The sequence below is a fragment of the Rhodococcus sp. IEGM 1408 genome (genome assembly GCF_033142235.1).
In the GTDB taxonomy this organism is placed as follows: domain Bacteria; phylum Actinomycetota; class Actinomycetes; order Mycobacteriales; family Mycobacteriaceae; genus Dietzia.
Map to the genome: position 1 here is coordinate 1 of NZ_JAWLRW010000021.1, position 17,753 is coordinate 17,753.

A 17,753-nucleotide genomic window follows, 5' to 3' on the forward strand; every position below is an offset into this window, starting at 1 on the left:
CCTCTTAGGCGGACCGCCACACCTTCGTCAGCCAGAACGTCGGCCCCGAAACCCCACCACTCCACGGGACTTACCCTGTGTTCGTGGCATCCGATTGTCCGAATACGGCAGCGGTCGTCTACGCCGAACACCGGTCAAGGTGTGCGGCGTAGAGGACCGCAGGCTGGGTAGTTCGACCCATCCCAGTGCCTCGCCACGGGCGTTTCATAGGGATTCGCGACTGGGTAAGCGTTTCCGCCGCAGAGAGGCACACAGGCCCGTCATCGGGAGGCGGGTTCCGCGTCTGCTGACGCCGCAGGGCGCCTACCGCGAACGAAGGCAAGAAACCCACCCTGGGGGACGAGTTCGATTTTGCACATGGCTGACGAACAGGCTCTGATGCTCGTCCCGAGGGACACAGGTGCGTCCCCATTTTCTCTGAAACGGGAATGCCGGGGGTGCTTAGTCGTATAACGACGTGCTAGCGCGACCTTCGCCCCTTAGTGTCAAGTGCCTTCCGCTAGGGCCTCGACCCGCTCCTTGATCCGATCCTGGAAGCGGTAGATGTCAGTGACATTTTCGATCTCTTCAATCGTTTCGGATTTGTCCGAACCGAATAGGCCGATACGATACTTGCTGCTATTGAAGTATAGTCGAACAATCGGTTTCCGATTGTTGTCATCGAATAGAATTGCGCAGTATGATTTTGCGTCCCGTAATGCCACGCGCTTCGGTTCGACTAGAGCGCAAGAGATTGCGCGGATGATCATGAATCCCTGAATCTCATCTTCGGTGGTCTCGATTTCAGAGGCTGCTGGTTCGATTTCCGTGGGCGGCGTTGGGGCGGATGATGCGACGGGGGCCTCCGTTTCATTTATTGCCTGGGCGCTGCGAAGGCGGCGAGATGCCTCATCGTTCAAGTACTGGGTGGAGGCTGTGGAGACGATCTTGTGGAAGAACTCGAGATTGCGGGCGGTCATCTTCCTGTCGCTGACCTGACCGGCAAGGAGTTTTACCCACTCGTCCGACGGGGCTTTGAAGATTGAGCTAATAACCCGCTTGACCTCGGACACATACTTCATTTCTTCCGCGACCGCAGTAATTGTTCCCGCGTCGAAATTCGACTTCGTGCAATTTTCCAAACTGGGGAATAGTCGCGCGTCAATGTCGGCGAGATCGAGAACCATGAATGGGCGCTCGTCCATTCGGTTGACTTTATCTAGTTGAGTGTAGAATTGGTACACTTCGCCGTTTGTAAGAATGGCGAACTCTGCATCGGTTACAGTGAAGTATCTAACCAATTGGTCGGCGTGATCTAGGCTAAGCGGAGATCCGACTGCCTTGCACTCGATGAGGAAACGGAAGTCGTTGCCCGATTTGATTGCGTAGTCAACCTTCTCGCCCTTCTTCTTGCCAACATCTGCGACGTACTCCGGGATGACTTCCCGTGGGTCGAAAATGTCGTATCCGAGAATGTCTCGGATAAAAGGACTAATGAAAGCGTTCTTCGTGGCCTCTTCTGTTGCGATCTCACCTTTCAGGTCCTTTACCTTTGCGGCCAACTTCTTGACCTTCTCTTCGATCTCTTCGATGCTCACTTCTGCTCCTGAAGGGTAGTGGCTTTGGCCTAAACGTGAACGTGCGTGTTCCACCAGTAGTGCCCCATAGAGTGGTGTAACTCGGTGGCCGAGATCGTCTCCGACATCCGTGTCGTTGACGGATGTAGAGCGGCCACCGCGTGATCCTTCGAGTCAACCGTCTAAAGAATCCTCGAGGAGTCATCGCGATGACCGCACCCCATATTGTCGACCCTGCAGGCCTGCTTGGCCAAGCCCTCGCCGAGGCATCACCGGATCTGATGCGCGAACTGCTGCAAACCATGATCAACGCCCTGCTGTCCGCCGATGCCGACAGCGTGTGCGGCGCCGAATGGAACGCCCGCAGCACCGAGCGCACCAACCGGCGCAACGGCTACCGCCACCGCCCCCTGGACACCCGCGTCGGCACCGTCGACGTCGCCGTCCCGAAGTTGCGCTCGGGCAGCTACTTCCCCGAGTGGCTGCTCGAGCGCCGCAAGCGGGCCGAGTCCGCCCTGATCACGGTGGTGGCCGACTGCTATCTTGCTGGCGTTTCCACCCGCCGTATGGACAAGCTGGTCAAGACCCTGGGCATCGATTCGCTGTCCAAGTCGCAGGTCTCACGCATGGCCGAGCACCTGGACGAGCAGGTCGCCGCGTTCCGCCACCGCCGCCTGGACGAGGCCGGACCATTCACTTTCGTCACCGCCGACGCGTTGACGATCAAGGTCCGCGAGAACAACCAGGTCGTCAAGGCCTCCGTCCTGCTGGCCACCGGAGTCAACGGCGACGGCCACCGCGAAGTCCTCGGAATGCAGGTCGCCACCAGCGAGACCAAAGCCTCATGGAACACCTTCTTCGCCGACCTGGTCGCCCGTGGCCTGGGCGGAGTCCGCCTGGTGACCTCCGACGCCCACGCCGGGCTCGTCGAGGCGATCGCGGCGAACCTGCCCGGAGCTGCGTGGCAGCGCTGCCGCACCCACTACGCCGCGAACCTCATGGCCGTGTGCCCCAAGTCCATGTGGCCGGCCGTGAAAGCCATGCTGCACAGCGTCTACGACCAGCCCACCCCGACCGCGGTGCACGAGCAGTTCGACCGACTACTGGAGTACACCGACGGGCGCCTGCCTGAGGTCGCCGACCACCTCGGCGACGCCCGCGAGGACCTGCTCGCCTTCACCACGTTCCCCGACGACGTCTGGCGCCAGATCTGGTCCAACAACCCCACCGAACGGCTCAACCGCGAGATCCGCCGCCGCACCGACGTCGTGGGCATCTTCCCCAACCGCGACGCCATCGTCCGCCTCATCGGCGCCGTCCTGGCCGAGCAGACCGACGAATGGGCCGAAGGCCGCCGATACCTCGGACTCGAAGTCCTCAGCCGCTGCCGACTCACACTGACCACCAACCCCGACGCCAGCTCGACGACGGAGGTGACAACCGATCCACTGATCCAACTACCCGCCTAACCACCAGCGAAGGATCAAAAACCAGTTACACCACTACAAGGGGCTTGACCGTTCCACCCGAGTGATATCGCCCAGTCTGGTGGGAGGTTCGACTAGGCGCTAGATGAACATGCTTCGAAAGTCGCGATTGCTCTAGGGGTGGTCCGATTCGGCCCACCCTTTCAAGCGTCCACTACGAGCCGCCCCGGCTTCCCTGCCGGTGGGGCGGAGCTGTGCTTCGGTCCCATCTTCACATTCGGGCAAGCGCTAGCCACTGCGCCTGACGCCTGCGCTTCCGTGTCCGGTGGTGAAGCATCCGTTTCACAGCCGGCCGAAAGAGCTGAGGAGACGGCAGCGATCAAAGTTCGACATTCACCATGGGCGTTAACTTAACCATGTTCACGGATCGTTGCGGCGGTTTCGTCTGTCGGTCAACCTTCTTCCATCTCCAGCGTCCGCATGAACTCCGTGCGCGACGGGTCCATCACGACGCGCACAGTAGTTTGATCCCGATCGAATCCAACTGCGATTCCTGCCCGCCGTCTGATGGGCCTCGGTGCAGTGAACTCGACTATTTCCCACATCAGGTTGCGAAAGTGGACGAGCCACCCCGGCCGATCCATCAAGATTCGTCGCGGTGGTCGTGGGCGCTTTGCCGGTTGCGGTACGCCCGCCGATATTCGGCCGGTGTCATGGTGCGCATACGCGTCATCGGGTACCAGCGCTCGCCGCATTCCCGGCATACGATGACGCGAGCGCCACCCGGGACGTGGGCAGAGTCCCAGCCCACCAGGCACCGGCCGGACCGCATGGGTTCGCCACAGTCGGGGCAGTGGTCAGGGTTGAACTCCTGGATGGACGACACCCGGGAATTCTCGCACAAATGTTCGATACCGATGGTGGTGGCTAGCCTCAGGGAAACGCAGCGGAATCCGGCCCGGCCGGCATCTGGCGATCAGCCCGGTTGCAGGGTCCGGAAGTCGCCGCGGTCAAAGCTGACGTGGAACCTCCTGGATTCGATCCGCCAGCCTTCGGGCGTCCGGGCCCACAGGTCCGAGTACTCACCAAAGCACTCGTACGACAACCCGGACTGGTCCCCGGCTCCCATGTGGAGCACCCGCGCGTACGTCCGGCTCCGCGCGCGGTCCTCGACGCCCTTGTATGCGAGTTGCACACGGTGATTGCCCAGTAGGTGTTGGGACGGGCCGCAGCCACCGAGGTGGTCCCGGACCTGCGCGACGATCGCCTCCCGGCCGGAGGCCCCATACCCGGTCGCGGAGTCGGTGAACAGTGCGCCGAGCCCGTCCCAGTCGCGCGTATCGAGTGCTGACGCCACGTCGGCCAACAACTCGATGATCTGATCCCTGTCACTTGTCATCCTCCCTTGGTAGCAGGGTCGCGGGGGGATCTCAGCTGCTCTCGCTAACGTGGCCGCCATGACCGACGTCCACGTCTCCCTGTCCACCGGCTGCGTCCGCGGCACCGACCTCGGGGACGTCGTCCGTTTCTACGGAATTCCCTATGCCGAGGACCCGGTCGGCGTCCTGCGCTTCGCCGCCCCGGTCCGCCTCGAAGCGTGGCAGGGTGTCCGCGACGCGACCAGGCCCGCCGCCACCGCCCAGCGGCTGCGGTTCGATCCCGATCCGGGGATCCCCGAGCAGATCGTCGCGGGCACCGACATCCTGCACGTGGACGTGTGGGCGCCGACTGACGGTGTTGACCACGGTGTCGACCACGGTGGCAACCACCCGGTGATGGTGTGGATCCACGGCGGGGGCTGGGAGTCCGGGTCCTCGCACCAGCCGTGGTTCGACGGTTCGGCGTTCGCGCGCCGGGGGATCGTCGTGGTGTCGGTGGGCTACCGGCTCGGGGTCGAGGGCTTTACGCCGTTCCCCGACGCCCCCGACAACCGCGGGGTGCTGGACTGGATCGCCGCGCTGGAATGGGTGCGCGACGAGATCGGGGCGTTCGGCGGCGACCCCGGCCGCGTCACCGTCGCCGGGCAGTCCGCGGGCGGGGGAGCGGTCCTTTGTCTGCTCGGGTCACCGCCGGCGGCCGGGTTGTTCCACGGGGCGATCGCGGCGTCGCCGGCGGTGCTGCGGGCGCCGGCCACCTTCGCGCCGAAGGGGGTCACGGCCGCTGCCCTGGCGGCAGGCGGGCGTGGCGCGGTCGACGAGTTCCACCGGCGCCTGCGTCGGGACAACCAGTTCACGCTGCCGTTCCGGCCGGTCGTGGGCGGGGACACGGTCCCGCTTCCGCCGCTCGAGGCGGTCGCCGGGGGCGAGGCCGCGGGTGTGCCTCTGCTCATCGGGTCCACCGCGACGGAGTTCGAGGCCGTCGCGGACAAGATCCCGGGGCCGGCGCTGGTGCCGGGGGCCGCGCTCATGGCCCTGTCGCAACAGCTCCCGAGGCAGGGTCTCCGGGCGCTCGCCCGACAGTCGAACGGTCGGTCGCTGCGGCGCAGCGTGGGCGCCGTGATCGACGCCGCCGCGATCCACTCCACCGTGGCCCGGGCGGCCGAGACGAGGGTGTCGGCGGGTAACCCGACGTGGGTGTACGACTTCCGCTGGGCCGGCGGCAACGGCCCCAGGCATTGCGCCGACCTGCCGTTCTTCTGGGCGGTGCCCCACGCGCAGAACGTGGAACGCTATCTCGGGGCGCCGCCGCCGGCCTCCCTGGTCGCGGCGATGCACGACTCCTGGGCCGACTTCATCACCAACGGCGCCCCGGGCTACCCCGCCTATGACTCTCCCGGGAGGCAGGTCATGGCGTGGGATGACCCTCCCTCGCTCGTCGAGGACGGACTCGCCGCGGTCCGGGAGGTCTGGTGGCCGGAGGCACGCTGAGTCGGCCTTGCTAGGCTTGCCCGGCGCGTGCCGGTGAGGTTCCCGGCGCGTGCGCGGGGCTATAGCTCAGTTGGTTAGAGCCGCGGACTCATAATCCGCTGGTCGCGGGTTCGAGCCCCGCTGGCCCCACCATCGTCTCGCGCACCCTCCACCGACGTGGGTCGGCCCGGTCGGGCGGGTCCGGGGCGCCCGGCTACGATCGATTTCCATGGTCGCCTCCCTGCTCGTCGCCGGTACGACCTCCGATTCGGGCAAGAGCGTCGTGACCACCGCACTGTGCCGGGCGTTCGCCCGCCGCGGCATCGCCGTGGCCCCGTTCAAGGCCCAGAACATGTCCAACAACTCGATGGTGGTCGCCGCCCCTCACAGCACAGGCCCGGGCGGCACCGGCGAGATCGGCCGGGCCCAGTGGATCCAGGCCCTCGCAGCAGGCGTGGCCCCGGAGCCCGCGATGAACCCGGTGCTCCTCAAGCCCGGCGGGGACCGGCGCAGCCACGTTGTGGTGGTGGGGCAGCCGGCCGGGTCGGTGTCCTCCCGCGATTTCGTGGACGGGCGGGCCCACCTGGCCAACGCCGCGTTCGCCGCCTACGACGACCTCGCCTCCCGCCACGACCTGGTGATCTGCGAGGGCGCCGGCAGCCCCACCGAGATCAACCTGCGCTCCAGCGACTACGTCAACATGGGCCTGGCCCGGCACGCGGACATGCCGGTCGTCGTGGTGGGGGACATCGACCGCGGCGGCGTCTTCGCCGCCCTCTACGGCACGGTCGCGCTGCTCGAGCCCGCCGATCAGCGGCTGGTCGCCGGGTTCGTCATCAACAAGTTCCGCGGCGACCCCACACTTCTGGCCCCCGGCCTGCGCCAGCTCGAGGACCTCACCGGCCGCCCGGTCCACGGGGTGCTGCCCTGGAATCCCGACCTGTGGCTGGACTCGGAGGACGCCCTCGCGGTCAGCCCCCGCGCCGCCGACGCCACCGCCACCCTGCGCGTGGCCGTGATCCGTCTGCCGCGGATCAGCAACTTCACCGACGTCGATGCCCTCGGCCTGGAAGCGGACGTGGAGCTGGACTACGTCACGGAGCCCCGCGACCTCGTGGGGGCGGACCTCGTCGTCGTCCCCGGGACCCGCGCCACCCTCGACGACCTCGCCTGGCTCCGCGCCCGGAGCCTCGACCGTGCACTCACCTCCCACGTCGAGCGCGGCGGCGCGGTGCTGGGGATCTGCGGCGGCTTTCAGATGCTCGGCGGGGAGATCGCCGACCCGGACGGCATCGAGGGCGAGCCCGGCGCGTGCGTGACCGGCCTCGGTCTGCTCGGCGTCACCACGCGTTTCGGCGCGGAGAAGGTGCTGCGGCTGCCCATCGGACGCGCGCTGGGCCAGGACGTGGGCGGGTACGAGATCCATCACGGGAGGGTGAGCGTCGGCGGCGGGCGCGAGCGGGTCGACGACGACGAGGAGTTCCCCGGCGGAGCCCGGCGGGGCCGCGTGTTCGGCACCATGTGGCACGGAACCCTCGAATCGGACGGCTTCCGGTCGGCGCTGCTGGCCGAGGTCGTCGGCGGCTCCGGCGGCATGGGCGGCGGCTCCGGCGGTGATGGCTCCGGCGGCGCGGGTCGTGCGCGCCCGGCGTCATCGGTGAGTTTCGCGCGGGCCCGCGAGGCGCGGCTCGACCTCCTGGCAGATCTCGCCGAGGAGCACCTCGACCTGGACGCGCTCTTGGAGTTGGCCCGCTCGGGTGCTCCGGAACTGCCGCTGCTGCCGCCGGGGGCGGGCCGGTGAGCGTGCTGATCCTGGGTGGGACCGCGGAGGCCCGCGAGCTCGCTGCGTTGTTCCACGAAGGCGGCCGGAGATTCTCCTCGTCGCTGGCGGGTCGGGTCGCGCGGCCGCGGCTGCCGGTGGGGGAGGTGCGCGTCGGCGGGTTCGGCGGCATCGACGGGCTCCGGCGGCACCTCACGGAAGCCGGCGTGACCGCGGTGGTGGACGCTACCCACCCCTTTGCCGCCGGCATCTCGGCCAATGCCGCCGCCGCCTGCGCCGCTGCGGAGGTCCCGCTGCTGCGGCTCGAGCGACCGGGCTGGGCCGCGGCCCCGGGGGCCGACCGCTGGCACTGGGTGGACGACCACGACGAGGCGGCGGCGACTGCGTCCCGCATGGGCAGGCGGCCGTTCCTCACTGTCGGCCGACAGTCGCTGGGCAGGTTCGTCGGCCCGCTGGCCGGGCACCACGCGCTGGTCAGGGTTGTGGACCCGCCGGAGGTGGATCTGCCCGTGCCGTGGCGGCTGCTGCTGAACCGCGGCCCTTACTCGGTGGCGGGTGAGCGCGAACTCTTTACCGATCACGGCGTGGACGTGCTGGTCACCAAAGACTCGGGCGGCGGTCACACGTGGTCGAAGATGGCGGTGGCCGACGAGCTCGGGGTGCCGGTCGTGGTGGTGCGACGACCCGGACCCGCGCCGGGCGTGTCCGTCGCGGCGTCCGTCGCCGAGGCCGCGGCCTGGGTCACCGCCCTCTGAGCCTGCCCACTGCCCGGCCGTGAGCTGACCGCCATTCCGCTGACCGGCCCACGCCGACCGCCGACCCGTCTACCAGGCCCACGCCGGCCCGCCCGGCACGGATGTTTCGTAACCACGAAGAAGCTTGACGTAGCCACTGCGGGAAACCGGCCGAAATTCCGCAGTGAGTACGACAAAGCTGGACGCCCACCGAGCGAGGCAGGTCGGCGCTCGGGTCGGACAGCGTCAGGGTCGGGCGGCGTCAGAGTCGGGCGGCGCAGAGACTCGGGCGGCGTCAGAGGCGGGCAGGCCGGCGCGTGGTGGCGACCCGCCGGGCCTGCCCCGCGAATCTCGCCGCCAGCGCGGGATGCCCGGCCCAGTGCGTGTGCAGGTAGGAGGCGTGGACCGAACCGTGGACGAACCCCTCCGGCCCGGCGCTGCTGGTCCAGGCGGGAGCCGCGCCCGGTCCGTCCGTGCTGGGCACGCCCGCGTGAGAGCCCGCCGCGCCCGCCGCGCCGGCGGGCGGGTTCACGGCCGTGCGGTGGAACTCGTGGCCGGTGACCTCGGTGCCGGCGGTCGCCAGGACGCTGTCGGAGACCGCGGTCGACCGGCGGTACGCCAGCGTGAGCCGCGGGGCCATGGCGGCGTCGGCGTCGATCGCCCCCACCATCGGCACGCCGTCGAGGCTGCGACAAAGGTAGAGCAGGCCCGCGCACTCGGCGACCGTCGGTGTCCCGGCCGCCGTCGCCGCGCGCAGCGCCCGCAGCATCGGCTCGTTGGCGGCGAGGTCTGCGGCGTGCACCTCGGGGAACCCGCCACCGAGGTAGATCCCCGCCGTCCCGTCGGGCAGTGACTCGTCGGCCAGTGGGTCGAACGGTGCCACCGAGCAGCCGGACGCCTCGAGGAGCTCGACCGTCTCGGCATAGCGAAACGTGAAGGCCCGGCCACCGGCCACGGCGATGAGCGGGCGCACCTCGTCGTCGTCACCCTCGTACGGCCGACCAGCACCCAGCGCCGCGCTCGCCGACCACGCCGCGCCCGCCAGCGGAGGCGCCCCGCGCGCGATGCGCATGACGGCCTCGAGGTCGATCGACGCGGCCACCTTCCCGGCGAGGTGGTCCAGCGACCGCGCGGCCTCCGGGCGCTCCGCGGCGGGGACCAGTCCGAGGTGGCGGGAGGGGGCGGTGACGTCGTCGTCGCGCTGGAGGACACCCAGCACCGGGATGCCGAGTGGGGCGAGCGCGCGGCGGACCTCGTCGGAGTGGCGGACGGAGCCGGCCTTGTTGAGCACCACCCCGGCGATGCGCACGGCCGGGTCGTAGGAGGCCATTCCCAGCACCACGGCGGCGATGCTGCGGGAGGCGTGCGAGATGTCCACGACCAGTACGACGGGGGTCCCGGTGAGCGCCGCGACGTGGGCGGTGGAGGCGAACCCGTCGCCGCCGATGTGGCCGTCGTACAGGCCCATGACGCCCTCGATCACCGCGACGTCGGCGGGCCGCCCGGTGCCGATCCCGGCCCCGCCCGCGCCCCCACCTGCGGCGGCACCGTGCAGCAGCAGCGGCACGATCCGTTCCTCGCCCACCAGGTGCGGGTCGAGGTTGCGGCCCGGCCGCCCGGTGGCGAGGGCGTGGTAGCCGGGGTCGATGTAGTCGGGGCCCACCTTGTGTCCCGAGACCTCCAGCCCGGTGCGGCGCAGCGCGGCCATGAGGCCGGTCGCGACGGTGGTCTTGCCGTGCCCCGACGCCGGTGCGGCCACCACGATGCGCGCCTGCGCGGTGCGCGCGGCTGCCGAGGCGGGCGGGTCGGGCGGGTCGGTCACCATTCGATGCCCCGCTGACCCTTCTGCCCGGCGTCCATCGGGTGCTTGACCTTGGTCATCTCGGTGACCAGGTCGGCGACCTCCAGCAGCCTGGTGTCGGCGTCGCGGCCGGTGATCACCACGTGCTGCCGTCCGGGGCGACTCGCGAGGGTGGCGACCACGTCGTCGACGTCCACCCAGCCCCACTTCATCGGGTAGGTGAACTCGTCGAGCAGGTAGAGGTCGTGCCGCTCGTCGGCCAGGCGCCGCTTGATCTCGGCCCAGCCCTCGGCGGCGTCGGCGGCGTGGTCGTCCTCGGTGCCGTCCTTGCGCGACCACGACCAGCCCGAGCCCATCTTGTGCCACTCGACCGGCCCGCCCTCGCCGGTCTCGGCGTGCAGGCGGGCGAGCCGTTCCATGACGGTCTGCTCGCCGATGCGCCACTTGGCGGACTTGACGAACTGGAACACCCCGATGTCCCAGCCCTGGTTCCAGGCGCGCATCGCCAGCCCGAACGCGGCCGTGGACTTTCCCTTGCCGGGCCCGGTGTGGACCATGACCAGCGGCCGGTTGCGGCGCTGGCGGGTGCTGAGCCCGTCGTCGGGCACGATCTCCGGCTGTCCCTGGGGCATCAGGCCACCTCGTTCCGGGGGCTGACGGCCCGGGGGCGCGCGGTGCGCGCGCGGGCTGTGTGAACGTCTACCGTGTCGGTGAGTCCCTCGGCGGTGACCTCGCCCAGCGGCACGTGCTCGGCGCCCAGGTGTCCGGCGAGCTCGGCGGCCAGGCCCATGCGGAAGCGACCGGTCTCGCAGTCCACCACCACCGACGCCACCCCGAGGGAGGCCAGCCCGGCCGCCGCGGCGCGGGACCGGGCGAGGGCGTGCGGGCCGTGGGTGGCGCGGCCGTCGGTGACGACGACGAGGAGGGCCCGCCGCCGCGGATCGCGGACGCCCTCGATCCGCAGGACCTCGGCGGCGGTGAGCAGTCCCTCCGCCAGTGGGGTCCGTCCGCCCGCCGGGAGTGCCGAAAGGCGGGTGGCCGCGATGTCGACCGAGGAGGTGGGCGGCAGGGCCACGTGCGCGCCGGACCCGCGGAAGGTCACCATTCCAACCTTGTCGCGGCGGCGGTAGGCGTCCAGCAGGAGGGAGAGGATCGCGGTCTTGACCTGCTCCATCCGGGTGCGGGCGGCCATGGATCCCGAGGCGTCCACGCAGAACAGCACGAGGTTGGACTCCCGGCCCTCGCGCACGGCCGAGCGCAGGTCCTCGGCGGCCAGCCGGAGCCGACCACCGCCGCGACCGGCCTCGCGACCCCGGGCGGCCTGCTGCGGCGCGGCCGACCGGATCGTCGCGGGCAGGTGCAGGTCGGACCCGGTGAACGCGCCCGCGCCGATGCGCCGGCCGGTGGTGGTCACCGCCCGGGAGCGCCGGCCGGCCGCGCCGTGACCGGTGCCGGTGACGGCGAGCAGGCGGGTCCGGTACGGCTCCGAGGCCGCGGTGACCGTGCCGGGCTCGGGCCGGGTGGGCCCGGGGGCGTCGGGCTGGGAGGCGTCGCCGGCCTGATCTGCGCCGTCGGCAACCTCGTCACCGGCCTCAATGCCTGTCTCGTCCGCAGAGTCGCGGTCGTACTCGGCCTGGCGGCCAGCGTCATCGCTCGCCTGATCGGCCGAGGCCTGCGCCGGGGTCGACTCTGCGCCGGGGGCGTCTGCCGGGGCGGACTCGGCATCCGTAGTGTCTGCCAGCGCGGACGCGTCTGCGGACTCAGACTGATCGGCGTCCTCGGCCGGCGCGGTCTCGTCCCGGGGGTCGGGGTCGGGATGGGGCTCGTCGTCGTCGCCCAGGAGCCGTTCCAACAGGTCCTCGTCGAGCCCCGGCGCATCGAACGGGGCGCGTCGCCGGCGGTGCGGCAGCGCCATGCGCGCGGCGACGCGGATGTCCTCGCGGGTGATCCGGGTCCGGCCCTGCCAGGCGGCGTGGGCGGCGGCGGTGCGGGCGGTGACGATGTCGGCGCGCATGCCGTCCACGTCGAAGCCCGCGCACACCCGGGCGATGGTGGTCAGCGCCCAGGGGGTCAGGCTCACCCGGCCGAGCACGCGACGCGCGGCGGCGATCCGTTCGCGCAGCGCGCGCTCGTCGGCGGCGTGGTCGGCGGCGAACCCCGCGGGGTCGGCTTCGAAGGCGATCCGGCGGCGCACCACCTCGGCCCGCAGGACGGGGTCGCGTGGCGCGGCCACCTCCACGGTCAGGCCGAAGCGGTCAAGGAGCTGTGGCCGGAGCTCACCCTCCTCGGGGTTCATGGTGCCGATCAGCACGAAGCGCGCGGCGTGCTCCACCGAGATGCCGTCGCGCTCCACGGTCACCCGCCCCATCGCGGCGGCGTCGAGCAGCAGGTCCACCACATGGTCGTGGAGCAGGTTGACCTCGTCCACGTAGAGCAGTCCGCGGTGCGCGCGGGCGAGCAGTCCCGGCTGGAACACCGTCACGCCGGCGGCGAGCGCACTCTCCAGGTGTAGTGATCCGGTGATGCGGTCCTCGGACACCCCGATCGGCAACTCGACCAGGCGGACCGGCCGCCGCTCGGTGGGTGCGTCGTGGGGGATCAGTCCGTCCGGCGTCTCAGAACCGCCGTCGTCGGGTGCGGAGGAGAAGCGGTCGCCGGTGACGACCTCGATCTCCGGCAGGATCCCGGCGAGGGCGCGGACCATCGTGGACTTGGCCGTGCCCTTCTCGCCGCGGATCAGTACGCCGCCGACCGACGGGGACACCGCGGTCAGGGTCAGGGCCAGCGCCATGTCGTCGGAACCGACGACAGCGCTGAAGGGGTAATGCTGTGGCATGGGGGCTCCCGCTCTCGTCTGCCAGGTGCGGTCAGCGCGAGGCCGGTCTCCGGACTTCCCGGCTCATCTCGGGCGATCGCGCTGGGCGCGGACGCCTGAGAGGCCGGGTTACCGTAGCGGGCCCTGTGCCGGATTCTCACCGGCTTCCCAGATTCTCCCCTCCGCCCCGCCTCGGGCGGGTCGTGGGGCACCTCGTGCTGTTGGGGTGAAGTTGTTGTGCACGGCCGAGGCTAGCCCAACGGGCTGACCCGGGGCGCCGCAGGTGTCGCGGTAGGGTTCCGCGTCATGAACGCACGGGTGGTGGTCGTCGGCATCGGCGGCGACGGGTGGGCGGGGCTCGACGAGGCCCGCCGTCGTGCCGTTCTGGGCGCCGAGGTGTTGCTCGGCGGGGAGCGTCATCTGGCGATGGTTCCGGGCGATGTGACGGCCGAACGCGTGCCGTGGCCGCGGCCGCTGCGGGACGGATTGCCGGCCGTGCTCGAGCAGTGGGCCGGGCGATCGATCGTGGCCCTGGCCTCGGGCGATCCGCTGGTCGCCGGGGTCGGCACCACCCTGATCGGTGTGCTCGGCGCGGACGCGGTGGAGGTGCTCCCGGCGGTGTCCTCGGTCGCCCTGGCCCGCGCCCGGATGCGGTGGCCGGCCGAGTCCGTGGCGGTGCTGCGCGACCACCGCACGCTCCTTCGCGAACTCGCGCCGGGGCGGCGTCTGTTGGTGCTGAGCGCCGACCGACACACGCCTTCGGAGGCCGCCGCGACGCTTGTCGGCGCCGGATTCGGGGGGAGCGCGCTCACTGTCCTCTCCGATCTGGGGAGCCCGTCGGAGGCGCGCGAGACCTGCGCGGCGCACGACTGGGCGCCCGGTCGTCAGGCCCCCGCCCTGCACGTTCTGGCCGTCGACTGCCTGGCAGATGCCACCGCCCGGCCGCTCGGGCTGGCGCCCGGTTTGCCCGACGATGCCTTTGAGAACGACGGCCAGCTCACCCGCCGTGACCTACGTGCCTCGGCCCTGTCCCGCCTCGCGCCGTCGGCCGGTGAGCTGCTGTGGGATGTGGGCGCCGGCGCCGGGTCGGTGGGCATCGAGTGGATGCGCGCGCACCCGTCGTGTCGGGCTGTCGCTGTGGAGGCCGATCCCGGGCGGGCCGCGCGGATCGAGCGCAATGCGGCCGCGCTCGGCGTGCCCGCGCTGGAGGTCGTCCACGGCCGGGCGCCCCAGGCTCTGGACGGTCTGCCGCGGCCGGACGCGGTGTTCATCGGTGGGGGCGGCACCGCTCCTGGCCTGCTGAGACAGTGCTGGGAAGCACTTCGTCCCGGCGGACGGCTGGTCGCGCATGCGGTGACCCTGGAGACCGAGCGCCTGGTGGTCGACGCCCGCGCCGAATTCGGCGGGGAGCTGACCAGGATCCAGGTCGAGCACGCCGACTCGATCGGCCGGTTCACCGGCTGGGCGCCAGCGCGGGCCGTGGTGCAGTGGGCGGCCGTGAAGCCCTTCGTCGCTGCGGCTGATACTTCGGAAACAGGGGAGAGCTCGTGACCGTTCACTTCGTGGGAGCCGGCCCCGGCGCCGCTGACCTGCTGACGCTGCGCGCGGCTGCGGCGCTTGCCGCCGCCGACGTGTGCCTGTACGCGGGGACGTATCTCGACGACGGGGTGCTCGACCACTGCCGACCCGAGGCCCGGTTGGTGGACACCCAGCATCTGGATCTGGACGGGATCATCGCCGAGATCGTCGCCGCCCGCTCCGAGGGGCTCGAGGTGGTCCGGCTGTGTTCGGGTGACCCGTCGCTGTACTCGGCGCTCGCCGAGCAGACTCGCCGCCTCGACGCGGCCGGCGTGCCGTGGGATGTGGTCCCGGGCGTTCCCGCCTATGCGGCTGCTGCCGCCGAGCTGGGCGTCGAACTAACGGTTCCCGAGGTAGTGCAGTCGGTGGTGCTCACAAGAGTCCAGGACCGATCCACCGTGATGCCGTCGACGGAGTCCCTGGAGAACTTCGCCGCCACCGGCGCCACACTGGTCCTGCACCTGGCGATCACCCGCACCCGAGAACTCGCCGGGCGACTGATCCCCACGCATGGCGCCGACTGCCCGGTGGCCGTTGTCGCCAATGCCAGCCGCCCGCATCGCGTGGAACTGCGCGGCACTCTCGCCGACATCGCCGACGTGGTGGAGGCCGCCGGGCTGCGACAGGCGGCGGTCATCCTGGTCGGCCGCGCGCTCGTCCGGCCGGGAGAGGCGGAGTCCTGGCTCTACGCTTCGGATCCCGAGCGTGAGTCGAAGCGGCGGAGTGTCGCCGATACGCTCGGAGGGGATTGAACGCGGACGGCGCCCGAGCGCGACCAGGGAATTCCACGTAATCCCGATTACAGTCCGTCGAGGTACCACAAACATCGACAAGACGCGCACGAGCGCTTGATCCTGAATGCACTTCAGGGAGTATTCGGCGGAAACGTACGCGGATCACAATACTATTCATCTACCTCTGGGGACTCCGGGGAGATCGACGCGCTGGTCCTTGCTGAGTGGCCACTCGTTGTCGAAGGTAAGGCGATCAGTCTGACGGAAGAAGGTCGCCAGGGTCGAGCACGTCGAGTCGAGACGAAGATCAAAGAGATCCTTGGAAAGGCCCTCGACCAGACAGATCGGGCGTTGAACTACATCCTTGAAGAGAAGGGACGATCGTTCTCGTCTAGACCTACTGGTCGAGCAGAAGATCTGCTACCGGCCGATGTCTCGGGCGGCACGGCAGTAATCGTCACGTTCGAGCGCATGGACCCCGTGGCGTTCAATGGACTGGAAGTGGTCGGTTCCGTTCGTCGACCAACCTGGGTGGTGTCGCTGACCGATCTGCTTATGGTGGCTGAAATCCTGGCAACGCCAGGCGAGTTCAGCCACTACGCGAAGATGCGAGGGGACATGGTTGCATCGAAAGCGATGGCAGCCGCGGAAGCGGATCTTCTCGGCGCCTACCTAATCGACCGCCTGCGCATCCTGGACCGATCGAGTTCGAATGAATTCGATCGTATATTAATAGGCTATTCATGCGACAAGTTAAACGATTTCTATACGCGGCGCGAGGCCGGTCTCGCTGCTGAAAAACCCGGAAGCGGTGTGCCTACAAATATCACGGACGCGCTGGCGAAGACGATGTACGAGTCCGGCTGGGAGCGCTGCGTCGACACGGTGATGTCGGAGCAACCGTCCACGTGGAAGAAGTGGAAACGTTTCTGCACTCGCCATAGACGTGGTGGCACGTTTACGGCCGGCAACGCTTTGTCACTTGCGCTCGTAGCGGGCGGCGAGCCGTCCCTCGATTCTTTTAATACGTCGATCACGCTCAACGTCCCTGTCCGCGGGTGAGAACTCTAGCGAAATGTAGTGCTCGGTGCGCCGCGCAGTGGTCCAGTAGTTCTTATTGTTTCGCCGGTGGGCGGGCTAATGCGATGATCGTCTGGTGACGTCACCCCAGGGCTTCCTCAGCGAGGCGCACCGGCAGCGCTGGGCGCAGGCGACGTACTCGATCCGCGCGTGCGAACTTGCTTTGGTCGGTGCGGTCGATCCGGCTCCGAACAGCCCCCTCGCGTTCGCTGATGCGTTGTACCCGTGGGAGAAGGTGTCGGCGTGGTCGCGCAACTATCTGTCCGCGGGCATCGAGCACATGCTGCTGTGGGCCGATCTGGTGGCACCGTACTCGTTCGACAAAGCTCACATCAATCATGTGCGGTACCGGCCGTACTTGCTCATGGGCAGGGCCGGTCTCGAGTCTGGAGCGCACGCGGTCTGGCTGCTGGCCGATGTCGACGAACCACACAAGTGCGTGCGCCGGTTCCTGCGGATGATGTACAAGGACTTCGGGTACCAGCGCAAGGCGCAGCTCGCGGGGGGATTTTCTGTCGAGCACATTGACCAGCGGATGACTGACACTTTGCAGCGCGCCGCCGACCTCGGGGTTGGTGTCGTGCCGAAGGATAAGCCGCCCGGCTACGAGGGGTTGGTGCGCGAGGCAGCGGTCACTGTCGGCGGTGACGCCGACCGTTGGGTGTTTTTGTGGAACGCGGCCAGCGGAGCGGGGCACGGTCAGAACTGGTTCGGCATGGTCGGCTACGACGTCGAGATCGGCGAGGAATACGAGCTTGGACACTTTCGCAGCACGCAGGTGCCGGACGCCGTATTCATCACCGAGGTTGTGGAGGCCGCTGCAGATACCCTGCTATGGGGGGTCCTGCGGTGGCTCGTTCTCGCTGGTTACCCGCCGACCAGACTGAAGGAATCGATTGTTCGTGTGCACGAACGCATGCCCAAGAAGGCCTAACGTTCTGCTCCGGGCGTGAGATCGTGCTGATGTGACGGATTCCCAGGATCACGTGGTCATTGCTGAGGGATTGGCTGCCTACGCCACGACGTACCTCGAGATGGGTGATGCTGCCGATGTCGTGCGAACGAAGCTCGTCGACCAGTGGGAACGCCTGGGTTCGCCGGCCGGGGTCTTTCGTGCTGCCGCTAGGGCAGTCTCGGATCAACCTCAACCTGTCCTTGAGTCTGAATCGCACTGGGTCTGATGGAGGCTCGGGCTATTGGATTCCGACCAGGCTCTGGTCGGTCCGTTTCGTAGCGTAGAACGTCTCCTCGAATTCTGCTGGCGGGATGTCGTCGAGGTACCCGTGCAGGCGCTCGTTGTTGTGCCAGTGGACCCAGCTCAAGGTGATAGTGCCCCGTGGGGTGGTGGGATTCGGATCGGCGTCTGGTCAGGCGCAGTGATCAACGAGTCGTGATTGATCGT

The 17,753-nt window shown here is 69.1% G+C and carries 13 protein-coding genes, 1 tRNA gene, 1 pseudogene and 1 riboswitch; of the genes and pseudogenes, 9 read left to right on the top strand and 6 right to left on the bottom strand.

Annotation, left to right across the window (positions count from 1 at the left end; all coding sequences use genetic code 11):
• Positions 1-485 precede the first annotated feature (485 nt).
• On the bottom strand, positions 486-1,577 hold the full coding sequence (locus R4P08_RS17950) for a type I restriction enzyme HsdR N-terminal domain-containing protein (protein WP_317815229.1): 1,092 nt from the start codon (positions 1,575-1,577) through the stop codon (positions 486-488).
• A gap of 188 nt (positions 1,578-1,765) precedes the next feature.
• Between R4P08_RS17950 and R4P08_RS17955 the strand changes: the two genes are divergently transcribed.
• Positions 1,766-3,025: an IS256 family transposase gene (locus R4P08_RS17955; protein ID WP_317815230.1), complete on the top strand. Its 1,260-nt coding sequence runs from the start codon at positions 1,766-1,768 to the stop codon at positions 3,023-3,025.
• 934 nt (positions 3,026-3,959) lie between these two features.
• Here R4P08_RS17955 and R4P08_RS17960 read toward each other — a convergent pair.
• Complete coding sequence (locus R4P08_RS17960) at positions 3,960-4,382, bottom strand: nuclear transport factor 2 family protein (RefSeq protein WP_317815231.1); 423 nt, start codon at positions 4,380-4,382, stop codon at positions 3,960-3,962.
• Between the two features lie 58 nt (positions 4,383-4,440).
• Between R4P08_RS17960 and R4P08_RS17965 the strand changes: the two genes are divergently transcribed.
• The 4 genes from R4P08_RS17965 to R4P08_RS17980 all read left to right on the top strand — a co-directional run bounded on the left by R4P08_RS17965 (position 4,441) and on the right by R4P08_RS17980 (position 8,364).
• On the top strand, positions 4,441-5,850 hold the full coding sequence (locus tag R4P08_RS17965) for a carboxylesterase/lipase family protein (RefSeq protein ID WP_317815233.1): 1,410 nt from the start codon (positions 4,441-4,443) through the stop codon (positions 5,848-5,850).
• A 55-nt stretch (positions 5,851-5,905) separates the two neighbouring features.
• Positions 5,906-5,982 (top strand) — tRNA-Ile (locus tag R4P08_RS17970).
• 76 nt (positions 5,983-6,058) lie between these two features.
• Positions 6,059-7,630 carry a cobyric acid synthase gene (locus R4P08_RS17975; RefSeq protein ID WP_317815234.1) on the top strand — a complete coding sequence of 524 codons (1,572 nt, stop codon included), beginning with the start codon at positions 6,059-6,061 and terminating at the stop codon, positions 7,628-7,630.
• A complete protein-coding gene (locus tag R4P08_RS17980) occupies positions 7,627-8,364 on the top strand; it encodes a cobalt-precorrin-6A reductase (RefSeq protein ID WP_317815235.1) in 738 nt (245 codons plus the stop codon). Before R4P08_RS17975 ends, R4P08_RS17980 begins: the two co-directional genes overlap by 4 nt.
• A gap of 274 nt (positions 8,365-8,638) precedes the next feature.
• On the opposite strand, the gene R4P08_RS17985 is transcribed toward R4P08_RS17980, so the two are convergent.
• From R4P08_RS17985 to R4P08_RS17995, 3 genes are read right to left on the bottom strand one after another with little or no spacing between them, the layout of a single operon-like run.
• Entirely contained in the window at positions 8,639-10,168 is a 1,530-nt protein-coding gene (locus R4P08_RS17985; protein ID WP_411741240.1) for a cobyrinate a,c-diamide synthase, read from the bottom strand.
• On the bottom strand, positions 10,162-10,776 hold the full coding sequence (cobO, locus tag R4P08_RS17990; protein ID WP_317815237.1) for a cob(I)yrinic acid a,c-diamide adenosyltransferase: 615 nt from the start codon (positions 10,774-10,776) through the stop codon (positions 10,162-10,164). The genes R4P08_RS17985 and cobO overlap by 7 nt, the downstream gene beginning before the upstream one ends.
• Positions 10,776-12,980 carry a VWA domain-containing protein gene (locus R4P08_RS17995; RefSeq protein WP_317815238.1) on the bottom strand — a complete coding sequence of 735 codons (2,205 nt, stop codon included), beginning with the start codon at positions 12,978-12,980 and terminating at the stop codon, positions 10,776-10,778. The genes cobO and R4P08_RS17995 overlap by 1 nt, the downstream gene beginning before the upstream one ends.
• Before the next feature lie 22 nt (positions 12,981-13,002).
• Positions 13,003-13,190, bottom strand: a riboswitch (cobalamin riboswitch).
• A 75-nt stretch (positions 13,191-13,265) separates the two neighbouring features.
• Here R4P08_RS17995 and cbiT point away from each other — a divergent pair.
• The 4 genes from cbiT to R4P08_RS18015 all read left to right on the top strand — a co-directional run bounded on the left by cbiT (position 13,266) and on the right by R4P08_RS18015 (position 17,285).
• A complete protein-coding gene (gene cbiT, locus R4P08_RS18000) occupies positions 13,266-14,510 on the top strand; it encodes a precorrin-6Y C5,15-methyltransferase (decarboxylating) subunit CbiT (RefSeq protein ID WP_317815239.1) in 1,245 nt (414 codons plus the stop codon).
• The gene (locus tag R4P08_RS18005; protein ID WP_317815240.1) at positions 14,507-15,289 is read left to right on the top strand and encodes a cobalt-precorrin-4/precorrin-4 C(11)-methyltransferase; all 783 of its coding nucleotides are present in this window, start codon (positions 14,507-14,509) and stop codon (positions 15,287-15,289) included. The genes cbiT and R4P08_RS18005 overlap by 4 nt, the downstream gene beginning before the upstream one ends.
• Before the next feature lie 96 nt (positions 15,290-15,385).
• Entirely contained in the window at positions 15,386-16,333 is a 948-nt protein-coding gene (locus R4P08_RS18010) for a hypothetical protein (protein WP_317815241.1), read from the top strand.
• Positions 16,334-16,427: 94 nt separating this feature from the next.
• Positions 16,428-17,285, top strand: a complete 858-nt coding sequence (locus R4P08_RS18015) for a hypothetical protein (RefSeq protein ID WP_317815242.1) — start codon at positions 16,428-16,430, stop codon at positions 17,283-17,285.
• A 259-nt stretch (positions 17,286-17,544) separates the two neighbouring features.
• On the opposite strand, the pseudogene R4P08_RS18020 reads toward R4P08_RS18015, so the two are convergent.
• A pseudogene (locus R4P08_RS18020) lies at positions 17,545-17,676 on the bottom strand (IS3 family transposase); the annotation flags it as partial.
• Positions 17,677-17,753: the final 77 nt, after the last annotated feature.

Excerpts from the sequence above, each read along its gene's own strand:
- R4P08_RS17955 (WP_317815230.1), top strand. The coding sequence starts at position 1,766 with ATGACCGCACCCCATATTGTCGACCCTGCAGGCCTGCTTGGCCAAGCC.
- R4P08_RS17960 (WP_317815231.1), bottom strand. The coding sequence starts at position 4,382 with ATGACAAGTGACAGGGATCAGATCATCGAGTTGTTGGCCGACGTGGCG.
- R4P08_RS17965 (WP_317815233.1), top strand. The coding sequence starts at position 4,441 with ATGACCGACGTCCACGTCTCCCTGTCCACCGGCTGCGTCCGCGGCACC.
- R4P08_RS17975 (WP_317815234.1), top strand. The coding sequence starts at position 6,059 with ATGGTCGCCTCCCTGCTCGTCGCCGGTACGACCTCCGATTCGGGCAAG.
- R4P08_RS17985 (WP_411741240.1), bottom strand. The coding sequence starts at position 10,168 with ATGGTGACCGACCCGCCCGACCCGCCCGCCTCGGCAGCCGCGCGCACC.
- cobO (WP_317815237.1), bottom strand. The coding sequence starts at position 10,776 with ATGCCCCAGGGACAGCCGGAGATCGTGCCCGACGACGGGCTCAGCACC.
- R4P08_RS17995 (WP_317815238.1), bottom strand. The coding sequence starts at position 12,980 with ATGCCACAGCATTACCCCTTCAGCGCTGTCGTCGGTTCCGACGACATG.
- cbiT (WP_317815239.1), top strand. The coding sequence starts at position 13,266 with ATGAACGCACGGGTGGTGGTCGTCGGCATCGGCGGCGACGGGTGGGCG.